This window comes from Streptomyces sp. R-74717, assembly GCF_047305335.1.
Classification (GTDB): domain Bacteria; phylum Actinomycetota; class Actinomycetes; order Streptomycetales; family Streptomycetaceae; genus Streptomyces; species Streptomyces atratus.
Genome location: NZ_CP102361.1, coordinates 6,736,080 through 6,751,101 on the forward strand (window position 1 = coordinate 6,736,080; position 15,022 = coordinate 6,751,101).

Annotated in this window: 10 protein-coding genes, 3 tRNA genes and 1 pseudogene; 7 read left to right on the forward strand and 7 right to left on the reverse strand. The window is 70.0% G+C overall.

Annotation, left to right across the window (positions count from 1 at the left end; all coding sequences use genetic code 11):
- The first annotated feature begins 269 nt into the window (after positions 1–269).
- Positions 270–1,373, forward strand: coding sequence for an RNA polymerase sigma factor (locus NRF20_RS30850; protein WP_398628647.1), 1,104 nt, complete (start codon positions 270–272; stop codon positions 1,371–1,373).
- A gap of 151 nt (positions 1,374–1,524) precedes the next feature.
- Here the strand turns inward: NRF20_RS30850 and NRF20_RS30855 are convergent, their stop codons facing one another.
- The 4 genes from NRF20_RS30855 to NRF20_RS30870 form a co-directional block, all read right to left on the reverse strand.
- A complete protein-coding gene (locus NRF20_RS30855; protein WP_413753692.1) occupies positions 1,525–3,456 on the reverse strand; it encodes an ABC transporter ATP-binding protein in 1,932 nt (643 codons plus the stop codon).
- A complete protein-coding gene (locus NRF20_RS30860; RefSeq protein WP_398628645.1) occupies positions 3,456–5,189 on the reverse strand; it encodes an ABC transporter ATP-binding protein in 1,734 nt (577 codons plus the stop codon). Before NRF20_RS30860 ends, NRF20_RS30855 begins: the two co-directional genes overlap by 1 nt.
- Positions 5,190–5,358: 169 nt before the next feature.
- Positions 5,359–6,804: an FGGY family carbohydrate kinase gene (locus NRF20_RS30865; protein WP_413753693.1), complete on the reverse strand. Its 1,446-nt coding sequence runs from the start codon at positions 6,802–6,804 to the stop codon at positions 5,359–5,361.
- Positions 6,805–6,874: 70 nt separating this feature from the next.
- Complete coding sequence (locus tag NRF20_RS30870) at positions 6,875–7,174, reverse strand: YtxH domain-containing protein (RefSeq protein WP_383962527.1); 300 nt, start codon at positions 7,172–7,174, stop codon at positions 6,875–6,877.
- A gap of 181 nt (positions 7,175–7,355) precedes the next feature.
- On the opposite strand from NRF20_RS30870, the gene NRF20_RS30875 reads away from it, so the two are divergent.
- From NRF20_RS30875 to NRF20_RS30900, 6 genes are all read left to right on the forward strand, one after another.
- Positions 7,356–7,428: transfer RNA gene (locus tag NRF20_RS30875), tRNA-Asn, on the forward strand.
- Between the two features lie 5 nt (positions 7,429–7,433).
- Positions 7,434–7,506: transfer RNA gene (locus NRF20_RS30880), tRNA-Asn, on the forward strand.
- 234 nt (positions 7,507–7,740) lie between these two features.
- Positions 7,741–7,814, forward strand: a tRNA-Ile gene (locus NRF20_RS30885).
- 500 nt (positions 7,815–8,314) lie between these two features.
- Positions 8,315–8,521, forward strand: a complete 207-nt coding sequence (locus NRF20_RS30890) for a hypothetical protein (RefSeq protein ID WP_398628643.1) — start codon at positions 8,315–8,317, stop codon at positions 8,519–8,521.
- A 128-nt stretch (positions 8,522–8,649) separates the two neighbouring features.
- Positions 8,650–10,536 carry an ABC transporter ATP-binding protein gene (locus NRF20_RS30895; RefSeq protein ID WP_398628950.1) on the forward strand — a complete coding sequence of 629 codons (1,887 nt, stop codon included), beginning with the start codon at positions 8,650–8,652 and terminating at the stop codon, positions 10,534–10,536.
- 125 nt (positions 10,537–10,661) lie between these two features.
- Positions 10,662–11,927 carry an MFS transporter gene (locus tag NRF20_RS30900; protein ID WP_398628642.1) on the forward strand — a complete coding sequence of 422 codons (1,266 nt, stop codon included), beginning with the start codon at positions 10,662–10,664 and terminating at the stop codon, positions 11,925–11,927.
- 4 nt (positions 11,928–11,931) lie between these two features.
- On the opposite strand, the gene NRF20_RS30905 is transcribed toward NRF20_RS30900, so the two are convergent.
- The 3 genes and pseudogenes from NRF20_RS30905 to NRF20_RS30915 form a co-directional block, all read right to left on the reverse strand.
- On the reverse strand, positions 11,932–13,293 hold the full coding sequence (locus tag NRF20_RS30905; protein ID WP_398628641.1) for a carboxyl transferase domain-containing protein: 1,362 nt from the start codon (positions 13,291–13,293) through the stop codon (positions 11,932–11,934).
- Positions 13,286–14,671 carry an acyl-CoA synthetase gene (locus NRF20_RS30910; RefSeq protein ID WP_398628949.1) on the reverse strand — a complete coding sequence of 462 codons (1,386 nt, stop codon included), beginning with the start codon at positions 14,669–14,671 and terminating at the stop codon, positions 13,286–13,288. The genes NRF20_RS30905 and NRF20_RS30910 overlap by 8 nt, the downstream gene beginning before the upstream one ends.
- Before the next feature lie 130 nt (positions 14,672–14,801).
- Positions 14,802–14,924 (reverse strand): annotated as a pseudogene (locus NRF20_RS30915) (MFS transporter); the annotation flags it as partial.
- Positions 14,925–15,022 lie beyond the last annotated feature (98 nt).

The window sequence follows — 15,022 nt, forward strand, 5'->3', positions numbered from 1 at the left end:
AGGTTCCGGCGCCGCGCCCCGGGAAGGCGCACCGGGTCCGTCCGGTCGCAGTTCCGTCCTCGATCGCCGGACAGGCCCGAAAAACCCGCCGTTCCCGTAACCGCTCGGTCACGGACCGGACTCAGAAAATCCCCGCACGCCCCTCGTGGCAGCGATGTGTCTTCCCCCACACTGGGGGGCGGTGCCTGAGTCATCGGAGCGCGGCCGGCCCACCGAACGGTGGTCCTCCATCCCCGCGATCCGGCAGCGATCACCTGGAGGTCGCCCCCGTGCAGACCCGGACCCTGACCGAAACCGAGCATGTCTCGGCCATACCCGCGCAGAACCGGGCCGTGCGTCATCCGGAGGCCGCGGTGGAGCCGCAGACACCATCCGATCCACCCGACCCACCCGAGGCACTCATGGAGGAGCTGCCCCGGGCGCCCGAAACGCCGGAGCCGCGGGGCCGCCCGGAGACCGCCGGCCCGTCCTCCGACCTCTTCCGCCAGTATCTGCGGGAGATCGGCCGGATTCCGCTGCTCACCGCCGCCGACGAGGTGGAGCTCGCCCGCAGCGTCGAGGCCGGTCTCTTCGCCGAGGAACGGCTCGCGAGCACCCCGGACCCGGACACCCGACTCGCCGTCGATCTCGACCGGTTGGTGGTCATGGGGCGGATGGCGAAGCGCCGTCTCATCGAGGCCAACCTCCGCCTCGTCGTCTCCGTCGCCAAACGCTATGTCGGCCGCGGGCTGACCATGCTCGATCTCGTCCAGGAGGGAAACCTCGGACTGATCAGGGCGGTCGAGAAGTTCGACTACGCCCGGGGCTACAAGTTCTCGACGTACGCGACCTGGTGGATCCGTCAGGCCATGTCCCGCGCTCTCGCCGACCAGGCGCGGACCATACGGGTTCCGGTCCATGTCGTCGAACTGATCAACCGCGTCGTACGGGTGCAGCGCCGGATGCTCCAGGAGCGCGGCTACGAGCCGACGCCCGAGGAGGTCGCCGACCAGCTCGACCTCACCCCGGAACGGGTCGGCGAAGTCCTTCGGCTCGCCCAGGAACCCGTCTCGCTGCACGCCCCGGTCGGCGAGGAGGAGGACGTCGCCCTCGGTGACCTGATCGAGGACGGTGACGCCGCGTCCCCGGTCGAGTCAGCCGCGTTCCTGCTGCTGCGCGAGCACCTGGAAGCGGTGCTCTCCACTCTGAACGAGCGTGAGCGGAAGGTGGTCCAGCTGCGCTACGGGCTGGCCGACGGGCGGCCCCGCACACTTGAGGAGATAGGCAGGATCTTCGGCGTGACACGCGAACGCATCCGCCAGATCGAGTCCAAGACCCTCAACAAGCTGCGGGACCACGCCTTCGCCGACCAGCTTCGCGGCTACCTCGACTGACCCCGCAGGGACGCCGGGCCGTAACGGCACCCGCCGGTGAGCGGGCCGGGTCGGCACCTCGCCCATGAGAGCGGCTCGGTCCGGCCCGAAGAAGGAGGGCCCGCACCGCCGGCCGGCGGTACGGGCCCTCCTCATGCGCTGACTGCTTCTTCTAGTCGACCTCGGCGACCGCCTGCGCGAACTGCGCCGAATACAGCCGGGCGTACGCGCCCTCGGCACCCAGCAGCTCGTCGTGCGTGCCCTGTTCGACGATCGAGCCGTTCTCCATCACCAGGATGACGTCGGCATCCCGGATGGTGGAGAGCCGGTGCGCGATCACAAAGCTCGTGCGACCGTGCGCCAGGCGCGCCATCGCCTTCTGGATCAGTACCTCGGTACGGGTGTCGACGGAGCTCGTCGCCTCGTCGAGCACCAGGATCACCGGGTCGGACAGGAACGCCCGCGCGATGGTGATCAGCTGCTTCTCGCCCGCGCTGACGCCGGAGCCCTCGTCGTCGATCACCGTGTCGTAGCCGTCCGGCAGGGTGCGGATGAAACGGTCGGCGTGGGCCGCCTTCGCCGCCTCCTCGATCTCCTCCCGGGTGACCTCGCGCGAAGCGCCGTACGCGATGTTGTCCGCGATCGAACCGCCGAACAGCCAGGTGTCCTGCAGGACCATGCCGATCCCCGACCGCAGCTCGTCGCGCGACATGTTCGCCACGTCGACCCCGTCGAGGGTGATCCGGCCGCCCGTCACCTCGTAGAACCGCATCAGCAGATTGACGAGCGTGGTCTTGCCGGCGCCGGTCGGGCCGACGATCGCGACCGTGTGGCCCGGCTCGACGTTCAACGACAGATCGTCGATGAGCGGCTTCTCCGGGTCGTAGCGGAACGACACCTTCTCCAGCGAGACGCTGCCCCGCAGCTCCTCGGGGTGCTCGCCGGTACCCGGCGCGGGGTCGGCGCCCTGCTCCTCGGCGTCCAGCAGCTCGAAGATCCGCTCGGCCGACGCGACGCCCGACTGCACCAGGTTCGCCATCGAGGCGACCTGGGTCAGCGGCATCGAGAACTGCCGCGAGTACTGGATGAAGGCCTGCACATCACCGATCGACAGCGAACCCGAAGCGACCCGCAGACCACCGACGACGGCGATCAGCACATAGTTCAGGTTGGAGATGAACATCATCAGCGGCTGCATGATCCCGCTGTTGAACTGTGCCTTGAAACCGGCCTCGTACAGCGCCTCGTTCTGCTCGGCGAAGTCCTTCGCGGACTCCTCCTGCCGGCCGAAGACCTTCACCAGGGTGTGCCCGGTGTACATCTCCTCGATATGGGCGTTGAGCTTGCCCGTCACCTTCCACTGCTGCACGAACTGCGGCTGGGACCGCTTGCCGACCTTCGTAGCCACGACCACCGAGAGCGGCACCGTCACCAGCGCGACCAGCGCCAGCAGCGGGGAGACCCAGAACATCATGATCAGTACGCCGACGATGGTGAGCAGGGAGTTGATGAGCTGGCCCATCGTCTGCTGCATCGTCTGCGAGATGTTGTCGATGTCGTTCGTCGCCCGGCTGAGCACCTCGCCGCGCTTGGCCCGGTCGAAGTAGGACAGCGGCAGCCGCGACAGCTTCGTCTGGATGTCCTCGCGCAGCTGGAACACGATCCGGTTGATGATCCGGATCGACAGCCGCGTCGCCACCAGCATCAGCAGCCCGGCACCGACGTAGACCACCAGTGCCACCAGCAGTACGTCACCCACCGCACCGAAGTCGATGCCGTGACCCGGTGTGAAATCCACCCCGGAGAGCATGTCGGCGAGGCTGCTGTTGTTCCTGCGCAGGCCCTCGACGGCCTGTTCCTTGGTCGTTCCCTCCGGCATGCTCCGGCCGATGACCCCGGCGAACACCAGGTCGGTCGCCCTGCCGAGGATCTTCGGTCCGACCACCGACAGGCCGACGCTCAGCACACTGGCCGCCAGCATCACGTACAGCGGGGTCTTCTCCGCGGCGAAGCGCTTCAGCAGCCGCTTCGATGACCCCTTGAAGTCCATGGACCGGTCGGTCGGCGCCCCGCCCGCCATCATGCGTCCGCCAGGCCCGGCCATTACGCGGCCTCCGCTTCCGTCAGCTGGGAGAGCACGATCTCCCGGTACGTGTCATTGCCGTCCATCAGCTCGTGATGGGTGCCGGAGCCGACGACCCGGCCCTCGTCCAGCACCAGGATCCGGTCGGCGTCACGGATGGTGGACACCCGCTGCGCCACGATCACCACGGTCGCCTCGGCCGTCTCCTGCGAGAGCGCCCCGCGCAGTGCGGCGTCGGTCGCGTAGTCGAGCGCGGAGAACGAGTCGTCGAAGAGGTAGATCTCCGGCCGCTGCACCAGCGTCCTGGCGATCGCCAGACGCTGCCGCTGTCCGCCGGAGACATTGGTGCCGCCCTGCGCGATCGGCGCGTGCAGGCCGTGCTCCAGCGCCTCGACGAACTCCTTGGCCTGCGCGACCTCCAGCGCGTGCCACAGCTCCTCGTCGGTGGCGTCCGGGTTTCCGTACCGCAGATTCGTCGCGACCGTCCCGGAGAACAGATACGGCTTCTGCGGAACGAGACTCACGGTCTTCGCCAGCAGCGCCGGCTCCAGCGTCCGTACGTCCGTGCCGTCGACCAGCACCTGGCCGTCCGTCACATCGAACAGCCGCGGTACGAGTCCGAGCAGCGTCGACTTGCCGCTGCCCGTCGACCCGATGATCGCGGTGGTCTCGCCGGGACGGGCCACCAGATCCACCGACCGCAGCACCGGCTCCTCGGCGCCCGGGTAACGGAAGTCCGCGCCGCGGACCTCCAGATGACCGTGGGCGCGCAGCTCGCTGACCGGCTTGACCGGCGGAACCACGCTCGACTCGGTCTCCAGGACCTCCTGGATGCGCTCGGCGCAGACCTCGGCGCGCGGCACCATCATGAACATGAAGGTGGCCATCATCACCGACATGACGATCTGCATCAGATAGGCGAGGAACGCGGTCAGCGCGCCGATCTCCATGCCGCCGCTGTCGATGCGGTGGGCACCGAACCAGACCACGGCGATCGAGGACACATTCACGACCGTCATCACGGCCGGGAACATCAGTGCCATCAGCCGGCCCGTGGACAGCGCCACATCGGTCAGCTCGTTGTTGGCGCCGCGGAAACGCTCCTCCTCGTAACGATCACGGACGAAGGCGCGGATCACGCGGTTGCCGGTGATCTGCTCGCGCAGCACCCGGTTCACGGTGTCGACCCGCTCCTGCATGGTGCGGAACAGTGGCCGCATCCGCTTGACGATCAGGCTCACCGCGATGCCGAGCACCGGCACCACCGCGAGCAGCACGGCCGAGAGCGGGACGTCCTGGCCGAGCGCCATGATGATGCCGCCGACGCACATGATCGGCGCCGACACCATCAGGGTGAACGTCATCAGCACGAGCATCTGGACCTGCTGGACGTCATTGGTCGTACGCGTGATCAGCGAAGGTGCGCCGAACCGCCCGACCTCACGCGCCGAGAACGACTGCACCCGGTCGAAGACCGACGCCCGGACATCGCGGCCGAGGGCGGACGCGGTGCGGGCGCCGTAGTAGACGGCCCCCATGTTGCAGACCACCTGGGCGATGCTGACGGCGATCATGATGCCGCCGAACTCCAGGATGTAGCCCGTGTCCCCCTTGACGACACCGTTGTCGATGATGTCGGCGTTCAGGGTGGGCAGATAGAGGCTGGCGCAGGTCTGCAGGAGTTGGAGGAGGACCAGGATCAGGATGGGTTTCTTGTACGGACCGAGATAGGCCCGCAGGAGTTTTATGAGCACGCGTGTCTCTCGGAGTCGGCAGAGGTCGGGAGTCCACCCATTTTCCGGTACCCCCGACTGGGGCTGCGAACGATTTTATTCAAGACCAGGTCAAAAAAAAGACCGAGTACACGTGCGGAAGATCGATCTCCGTCAGGTGTACCCGGTCATGTCACGCAGGGTGGGCGGCTCAGGGCGCGGAGTCGAACGCCCCCGGATGAATCTGGTCGCGCGTGGCCACGTACTGCTGGCGCACCGCCCGGCCGGCCGCCAGCTCCTCGCCCGGCTCCAGCACCTGCGCCGCGGCCCCCTGCCAGGCCGGGGGAGTGAGGGGATCGGCCGTCCCCTGCGAGACCCCCAGAGCCCAGGCCGCCTGCCGGGCCGCGCCCAGCGCCGCGTACTCGGCGGGCTGCGGCACGACCACCTGCGTACCGAACAGCGCGGGCGCGAGCCCCTGCACCGCGGGCAGTTCGGCCGCCGCCCCCAGCAGGAACACCCGCCGCACCTCGACACCGCGGCCGCGCAGAACATCGAGCGCGTCGGCCAGCGAGCACAGCATCCCCTCGAACGCCGCCCGCGCCAGATGCTCCGGCTTCATCGACTCGCGCCGCAGCCCGCACAGCGTCCCCGCCGTGTGCGGCAGATGCGGGGTGCGCTCACCCTCCAGATACGGCAGGAGTACGAGCCCGGAGGCGCCCGGCGTCGACTTCAGCGCCAGCGCGGACAGCTCCTCCAGCCCCTCCACGCCCAGCATCTCGACGGACCCGCGCAATGCGCGTACCGCATTCGACGTGTGCACCACCGGCAGATGCATCCCGGTCGCGTCCGCGAACGAAGTGATCATCCCGCTCGGATCGGACAGCGCCTCGTGGTGCACCGCCATGACCGAGCCCGATGCGCCCAGCGACACCACCGCATCGCCGGCCCCGACCCCGAGCCCGAACGCCGCCGCCATCGTCTCGCCGGTCCCCGCGGAGATCAGCAGCCCCTCGGGCGTCGTCCCGGCCGCATCGGAGGGGCCGAGCACCTCGGGCAGCGCCGCCTGGTGCCCGAGCGCGAGCTCCACCAGGTCGGGCCGGTAGGCACCGCTGCCCGCCGACCAGTAACCGGTGCCGGACGCGGCGCCCCGGTCGGTGGTCCGCCGGACCGGCCGCCCCAGCAGCTGCCACACCAGCCAGTCGTGCGGCTGCAGCACCGAGGCCACGCGCTGGGCCGCCTCCGGCTCGGTCCGAGCCAGCCAGCGCAGCTTCGACACCGGCTGCGCGGCCTGCGGCACCGCCCCGACCGCCTCGGCCCATGCCTGCCGCCCGCCGAGCCCGTCGATCAGATCGGCCGCGGCGACCTGCGCTCGCCTGTCATTGCCGAGCAGCGCCGGGCGTACGAGATTGCCCTGGTGGTCCAGCGGCACCAGACCGTGCTGCTGCGCGGAGACACCGATGGCCTGCACGCCTTCGAGCAGCCCTCCGGTGGCGGCCTCGCCGAGCGAGAGCAGCCACGCCTGCGGGTCGACCGCGGTGGCCTTCGCCTCGACGGGGTGTGCGGCGTACCCCCGGCGCAGCACGGCGCCCGTGTCCGTATCGCAGACGACGATGTGTGTGAAGGCGGAAGAACTGTCCAAGCCGGCGACTATGCCCATGCCCAAGATTCTGCCGCACCGCCGGGGCGTTTCCGTACCGGTGGCGCGGCAGTGGGCGGGCGGCCCCCGACTAGGTGTTGGTGGTGCCCCAGTCGTCCTCGCCGTTCTGGCCGCGGTCCCGCAGCGAGCGCACCCGGTCGGCCACCGAGGCGGGCACCTTCTCGCCGACCTTGTCGCTGACCGCGTGGTAAGCCTTGCCGGCCAGATCGCGGCCGCTCTGGGCTGCGGACTCGGCGGTATTGCGCACGGCCGGATTCTGGGCGAACTGACGTGCGGACTTCTTCAGCTGCTCGTAACGCTCGCGCCCGGCCCGCGTGCCGATCACGTATCCGAGGGCCAGTCCGGCGATGAACGTGAGCCGGTACCGCATGGCTGCCACCCTTCCTTGCTCAGTGCGACGTGTGCTGCCCGCCTACCCGCGGGCACCCGAGATCACCCCGGGCGATACCGATTGGCAAAGCACCCCCCTGCTTGCGCTAATGTATGTGTCGCAGCGAACGCGCGCCGCCCGGCAGGAGCCAGGCAGGTAGGGTTCGGTGCAAACGCAGCAATCCCCTGTAGCTCAATTGGCAGAGCAGCCGGCTGTTAACCGGCAGGTTACTGGTTCGAGTCCAGTCGGGGGAGCGCGATCCCCTGTAGCTCAATTGGCAGAGCATTCGGCTGTTAACCGGAGGGTTACTGGTTCGAGTCCAGTCGGGGGAGCGGAACGGAAGAGGACCCTGCGGGGTCCTTTTTCGCGTGCCTGCCGTCGGCCCTTCGCCGTGGTGCGTGTGAGGTACACGTGACTTTTCCGCGTCTACTTCGCTCCGTTCGGAACCGGGCGGGGAGCAGCACGGTCTTCATGGTCATGCGAAGCCGACCATCCGGAGCGAGAGATCGTATGACCGGCTATGCTGCGGCAGACGGCGCGCACACTTGTACGCGCCACGCCGAAAAGGGGCGGTAGCTCAGCCGGTTAGAGCAGCGGACTCATAATCCGTCGGCCGTGGGTTCGAGTCCCACCCGCCCCACTGCCGCTGTTCCCGGCAGAATCGTTATGACCTGCGCATATGCAGGCGGCAGGGCCCTCATGGAATCCGTGGGGGCCCTCACCATAGCCCCGGACCAAGATCAAGTGTCCGCGCCGCGGCCCGGCGCGTCGCCGGTCGGCCCTCTCACGCCGTCAGAGGTCTTGCGGGCAGGCCCGATTGTGCGTGACGGCGTGCGGCCGCGAAGGGGCCGTCAGGTCCCCGTCAGGCCCGTGCCGTCTGCGCGATGACCTGCTTCAAGGTTCTGGTGGTGAGCTTTGCCGTAGGCAAAGGTGTTCAGTCGCTGAAGGGTTGTCTGTGTCCTGGCTCTGGCGGGTGTCCAGAGAGTCACTTGTGACAACGCTCCGAAGGTTTACGGCATTTCATGACTTTTACCCGAATCGGGGCTTGTACGACTTGTTGGTCGTAGGGGGTGGTCGTAGTGTCGAAAGTGCCGCAGCAAGAGCAAGGAGCGGCGCAGATACCCTCCGAAGGAGACGAAGATGAACGTACGCAGCATCTTCGACCACAGGGACCACGACGGTGATGGTGGACGCGGCGGTTACGGCCGTGGCGGTTATGGACGCGGCGGCTACGGCCGTGGCGGATACGGCCGCGGCGGTTACGGACGCGGCGGCGGCGGTTACGGACGCGGCGGCGGCGGTGGCGGTTACGGCCGTGGCGGCGGCGGTGGCGGTTACGGCCGCTGACCCGACATCCCCGACACCATCCCCAAAGCGAGGCAGGCTCGCGCTCCGGCGCGGGTCGGCCTCGCGGTTTGGGGGTCCGCGCCTATGGAGATGGTCCATAGTCCGAGCACCTCTGTGACGTGACGCCCATGCGCCTGCGCAGCTCATCCCGGCGCCCAGCGCCCCCCGAAGAGACTTCTCAGGACTCGGTGACGGATGTTCCGATCCGCACGGATCCCATCAGCATCGTCATGGCGTTCCGGCGCTTCTGGCCCCTGACCAAGGGTGACCGGCGCTGGCTCGTCCTCATCTTCCTGTGCGCCGTCCTGGCCGCCATCGCCGAGACCATCACGGTCCTGCTCTTCGCAAAACTCACCGACACCGCTCTGCAGACCGGCTCCGTCAGCGCCTTCTGGAAGCCCGCCGGCCAGTGGGTCGCCGTGGCCGTCATCGGTGCGGTGGTGGGGTATCTGGGCAACTCGCTCGCCGCCTGGGTCGCCGAACGCTTCGTGATGAGGCTGCGGGCACGGGTATTCAGTCATCTTCAGACGCTTCCGCCGCACTTCTACCAGCGCAATCGCCGCGGTGACCTGGTGGAGCGGCTGACGGGCGACGTGGAAGCCATCGAAGCGCTCGTGGTCTCCGGCATCGTCGGGGCTGCCTCCGCCCTGTTCGGCACGGTCTTCTATGCCGCCGCCGCCCTCTGGCTGCGCTGGGATCTTGCCCTCGCCACCTTTGTCATGGTGCCGCTCTTCTGGTTCACGACCACCCGTTTCGCCGGGCCCCTGCGCGCTGTTTCCCGGCGCGGCCGCGCGGCGGACGGTGCCATCACGGCAGTGGTCGAGGAGACGTTGGTGAACGTCGTCATGACCCAGGCGTACAACAGGCAGCAGGACGAGGAGACGCGGCTCCTCGACAAGGCACGGATCCGGCTGAAGACAGCGGTGAAGGCGGTTCGCCTCACCGAGTTCTACGAGCAACTCGTCGAGGTCCTCGAAACGTTGTGCGTCCTGGCGATCATCGGCCTGGGGGCGTGGGAGATCTCCGCGGGACGGATGACCCTCGGACAGCTTCTGGCCTTCGCCGCCTTCATCGGCTACCTCTACCCCCCGATCCGTTCCCTGGGCCAACTCGGTCTGACGGCCACCGCCGCGACCGCGGGAGCCGAACGGCTGCTGGAGATCCTCGACGCCGAGCCCGCCGTCACCGATCCGGCCGCCTCCGTGCCCGCCCCGCCCCGCAACCGCGCGCTCGGCGAGGTGGAGGCGTGTCAGGTCACCTTCCGCTACCCCGGCAGCAGTGAGCCGGTGCTCCGGGACCTCTCGTTCACCGCGAGCCCCGGGGAACTGCTGGTCATCACCGGCCCCAGTGGCGCGGGCAAGTCGACCCTGGCGGCTCTGCTGCTGAGGTTCTACGACCCGGATGCCGGCAGTGTCCGGCTGGACAGCGTGTCCGTGGACCAGCTGCCGCTGACCTACCTCCGCCGGAACATCACGCTGCTGCCCCAGGACACGCTCGTCCTGCACGACACCATCGAGGAGAACATCGGCTGCGCGCGCACGGATGCGAGCCACCGTGACGTCGTGGAAGCCGCGAAGGCGGCCGACGCCCACGGGTTCATCCGCGCCTTGCCGGAGGGATATGACACTGTCATTTCCACCGGCACTTCGCGGCTCTCCGGAGGCCAGCTGCAGCGCATCGCGATCGCCCGCGCCATGCTGCGCGACGCGCCCGTCCTCCTCCTCGACGAACCCACCACCGGACTGGACAGAATGGCCGCACAGCGTATCCTCGCGCCGCTGCGGCGCCTCGCCGAGGGACGCACCACCATCGTGATCACGCACGACCTGGCCCTTGCCGCGGACGCCGACCGCATCCTTGTTCTGGACGAGGGACGTCTGGTGGAGTCGGGCACGCATACCCAACTCCTGGGCCGGAGAGGTCTGTACGCCACTCTGTTCGAGCGCCGTGCCCAACAACCACATAACGGCACTGTGTACTCGCCTGCCCGCCCGTCAGGAATCCACTGGCGGTAGGCGGGCGGAAGCGGGCGCCGAACTGCGCGGCCGGTCACGCCTCCTGACGCGGAGACGTGGCCGGGAACAGGCTGTGCCCGATGGGGGCCGGACCACCGGACACACGCCGGTCGTTACCATCCGCTGTGACCGAAACAGCCGAAGAACCTGCACACCACACACGAATACTCGCCGATCTGACGCCGCTGCGGACCTCCCCCGACTACCGGCGGCTCTGGTTCGGGAACACGGTCTCCTGGATCGGGCAGGGAATGACGGCGCTCGCCGTCTCGCTCCAGGTCTACGACATCACCGGGTCCGCCTTCTCGGTCGGCCTCATCGGGTTCTGTTCGTTCGTGCCGCTGGTCGTCTTCGGGCTGTACGGCGGGGCCGTCGCGGACACCATCGACCGCCGCAAGCTGGGACTGGCCAGCTCCGCGGGGTCGTTCGTCCTCTCCGTCGGGCTGGTCGCCGCCACCGTCGCCGGGGTGGAACAGGTGGGGCTGCTGTACGCGATCGTCGCCCTGCAGGCGGCCTGCTTCGCCGTCAACTCACCGGCCCGCAGCTCGATGATCGCCCGGCTGCTCCCGGCCGAGCAACTGCCCGCCGCCAACGCGCTCAACTCCATGACCAGCACCACCGGCACACTGGTCGGGCCGATGCTCGGCGGGCTCATCGTCGGCTGGTGGGGGTACCGGGCCGCGTACACCGTCGATGCGATCACTTTCACCGCCTCGCTGTACGCGATGTGGCGGCTTCCCTCGATGCTTCCGGAGCGGGAGGAGGGCGCGGGCGGCAAACGGGCATCTGTCGCGGACGGGCTGCGCTTCCTCGGGACCAGGCCCAATCTGCGGATGACCTTCTTCACCGACCTGTGCGCCATGGTGCTGGCCCATCCCCGGGCGCTGTTCCCCGTCGTCGCCGTGGTCTGGTACGGCGGTGACGCGAAGACCACCGGGCTGCTGGTCGCCGCTCCCGCGCTGGGGGCGCTGCTCGGCGGGGTGTTCTCCGGATGGCTGGGACGCATCCGCCGCCACGGCCTCGCCGTGCTCCTGGCCGTCGCCTCCTGGGGCACCGCCATCGCGCTCTTCGGGCTGACCCGTCAGCTCTGGCTCGGGCTGATCTTCCTCGCGCTCGCCGGGTGTGCGGACACCACGTCGATGGTCTTCCGGAACACCATGCTCCAGGCGGCCGTGCCGGACGAGATGCGAGGACGGCTGCAGGGCGTGTTCATCGTCGTCGTGGCGGGCGGACCGAGGCTCGGCGACTTTCTGGCCGGATCGGTCGCCGATCTGGCCTCGCCCGGCCTGGCAGTGACCGGCGGCGGGATCGCCTGTGTCGTCGCCGTATCGCTGCTGGGGCTGCGGTGGCGCGGGTTCGCGCGGTACGACGCGAAGGACCCGCAGCCCTGACGGTTCAGTCCCCGGACGGTTCCGGCCGCACCACGGCGCGGGCGATGCCGAGCTCCACCAGGTCCTGGGGGCGCAGCCGCAGCTGGTCGGCCGTGGCACGCACCTCGTCCTGGGTGCGCTTCAGGATCGCCGCCGCCGATTCCGGGGCGATCACCGAGAAGTAGCTGTCCTGGGTGACATAGGTGTTCCCCGGTGCCGTCAGGGCCAGTGCGCCGCCCGAACCGCCCTCGCCGATCACCAGCGTCGTGACGGGGACCCTGGCCTCGGCCATCGCCGCGAAGGCGCCGGCGATGGCCGCGCCCGCGCCCGCCCGTTCCGCCTCGGCGTCGTTCGCCGCGCCGGGGGTGTCGATCAGGGTGAGCACGGGAACACCGAGCCGGTCGGCCAGCCGGATCACCCGGGCCGCCGTGCGGTATCCGGCCGGGCGGGTCGCGGTGCCGCACTGGGCGACGTACGCGATCGTCCGGCCGTCGCGCCGCCCGAAACCGCAGCGCAGCCCCGGATCCGTGCCACCGCAGCGGTCGCCGCCGAGCGCGAGCCGGTGGTCGAAATACGCGTCCAGATACGCGTCGGCGCGTGGCCGGGAGGGGGAGCGGGCCTGCCGGACCGCATCCCAGCCGGTCACCGGGAGACCGGTGGCGGACAGGGCGTCCGGCACCGGAGCGGGGCCGGGGGCCGGGGAACCGGGTGCGTGGAGCGCCTGCAGCCAGCGGGCCACTGCCTCCGGGAGCTCGTCCGGCGGGACGACGGCGTCGATCTGGCCCGCGGCCAGCTGGCCCTCGGCGGTGTACGCGTGGGGGTCCGCGTCCGCAGGCCGCACCCGGGACCCGGCGAACCCCACCTGGGCGCCCGGCAGCGCCAGGATCACATCGGCGCCCGCGCCCAGCGTTGCCCAGCCGCCGCCCGTCGTCGGATCACGCAGGACCGCGAGCTGAGCGGGGCCGGCCGCCCGCAGCCGTGCCGAGGCGCGGGCCACGCGCTGCAGCTGGGTCAGTGCGACCATGCCCTCCTGCATCCGGCTGCCGCCCGTCGCGATGAGTGAGACCAGCGGAAGCCCCCGGGTCCGGGCGGCCTCGTACGCGGCCTCCAGCAGGTCCCCGGTGCGCTGCCCGAGTGAGCCGCCCAGGAATCCGAACTCGAACGAGACCAGGACACAGCTCCGGCCGCCGACGGAGGCGAGGCCGTGGACGACGGACTCCTCCTCGCCGGTACGAGCGGCGGCGCGGGCCCGGGAGTCCGCGTACCCGGCCCAGGACAGGGGCCCGTCCCCATCCGTGTCGTGGTCGGCCACGCCGGATTCGACGAGTTCCTCGAACTCGGTGGTGAGGGCCGCGATCGCCGCCCTCGCCGTCAGCCGCTCACGCATGGAGCGACCGCTTCATGATCTTGCCCAGGTCGTTGCGGGGCAGTGCGTCCAGGTAGCGGACCGTGCGCGGGCGCTTGTGCGGGGACAGCTGGGCGGCCACATGGTCCGCGAGCTCGTCCTCCGTCGGGGGCGAGGCGGGGTCGGCCGGCACCACCCAGGCGACGATCCGCTCGCCCAGATCCGGGTCCGGCTCACCGGTGACGGCGGCCTCGCGGACACCGGGGTGGTCGAGGAGCGCGTTCTCGATCTCACCGGCGCCGATCTTGTACCCGCCGCTCTTGATCAGATCCGTGGCCTTGCGGCCGACGATCCGTACATAGCCGTCGGTGTCACGGGTGGCCATGTCTCCCGTACGGAACCAGCCGTCCTCGGTGAGCGCGGCGGCCGTGGCGTCGGGGCGGTTCAGATAGCCGGTGAAGAGGTTCGTACCGCGCACCTGGATCTCGCCGATGGCGTCGGGACCGGTGAGTACGGTGCCGTCCTCCTCGACCAGGCGGAGCTCGACGCCGCGCAGGGGTGCGCCGACCGTGCCGGGGCGTGGTTCGCCGTCGGCCCGGACGCCCGTGTTCATCAGGGTCTCCGTCATGCCGTACCGCTCGATGACCCGGCGGCCGGTCGCCGCCGCGATCCGCTCGTGGTCGTGGACCGGCAGTGCGGCAGACCCGGACACCAGCAGCCGGGCCCCGGCCAGCGCCTTCGCCAGCTCGGCCGCACCGGGGGCGGAGCCGTCCAGGGCCTCGGCCAGCCGGTGATACATCGTCGGTACGCCGAAGAGCATCGTGCCGCCGGACGACAGCTCCCGGGCCACACCGTCGGTGGAGAACCTGCCCAGGTGCCGCACCGATCCGCCACGGCGCAGCGGACCGAGCACGCCCAGGATCAGACCGTGCACGTGGAACAGCGGCAGGGCGTGGACGAGTACGTCGTCGCCGGTCCACTGCCAGGCGTCCTCCAGCGCGTCCAGTGACGCGGCGATCGCCCGCCGCGGCAGGATCGCGCCCTTGGGCGGGCCCGTGGTGCCGGAGGTGTAGACGATCAGCGCGGGGGACTCGGGGGAGGGCTCCGGGAGCGCGGCGCCGCCGCCCTCGCCGTCCGGGGCCGTGTCGACATCGATACGGTCCAGCGTGTCCAGCACCGGCGGGAGCACGTCCCCCGCCCCGGCCAGCACCACGGTCGGTTCGCTGTCGGCCACGATGTGTGCGAGTTCGCGCGTGCCCGTCTTCGGGTTGAGCGGCACCGCCGGCACCCCGGCCCGCAGCGCGGCCACGACGGCGACCACGGTCTCGGGCGTGGGCGTGGCCCAGACGGCGACTCGTCCGGCACCGCTGAGACGCGCGGCGAGCGCGGTGGAGGCGGCGGTCAACCGGTCGTACGTCATGGTGTGTTCGCCGAATCGGGTGGCTTCCCGGGCGGAACCGTCATCCGGCACAAACAGAAGAGGAGTCACCTGCCGCACCCTAGCCCGGCACCCCTGGTCCCGTCCGCCGACCGGTTCGCCCTCAGAGCCGTGCGATCGGATTCCAGGCCCAGAAGGTCAGCCCGAAACCGATCGTGGCCATCACGACGTTGCGACAGGCGGCCGCGGACGGTGCGCCGACCGGGACAAGAGGCTGCTTGACGGCTGCATCCACCCGTTCAGTCAAGGGCGGGCACAAGCCATGGGCCCGTGGGGATGCGCCATGCGGGGACCCGGCCGGGAACCGCGCGCGGGGAGGGCAGAGAGCTCAGG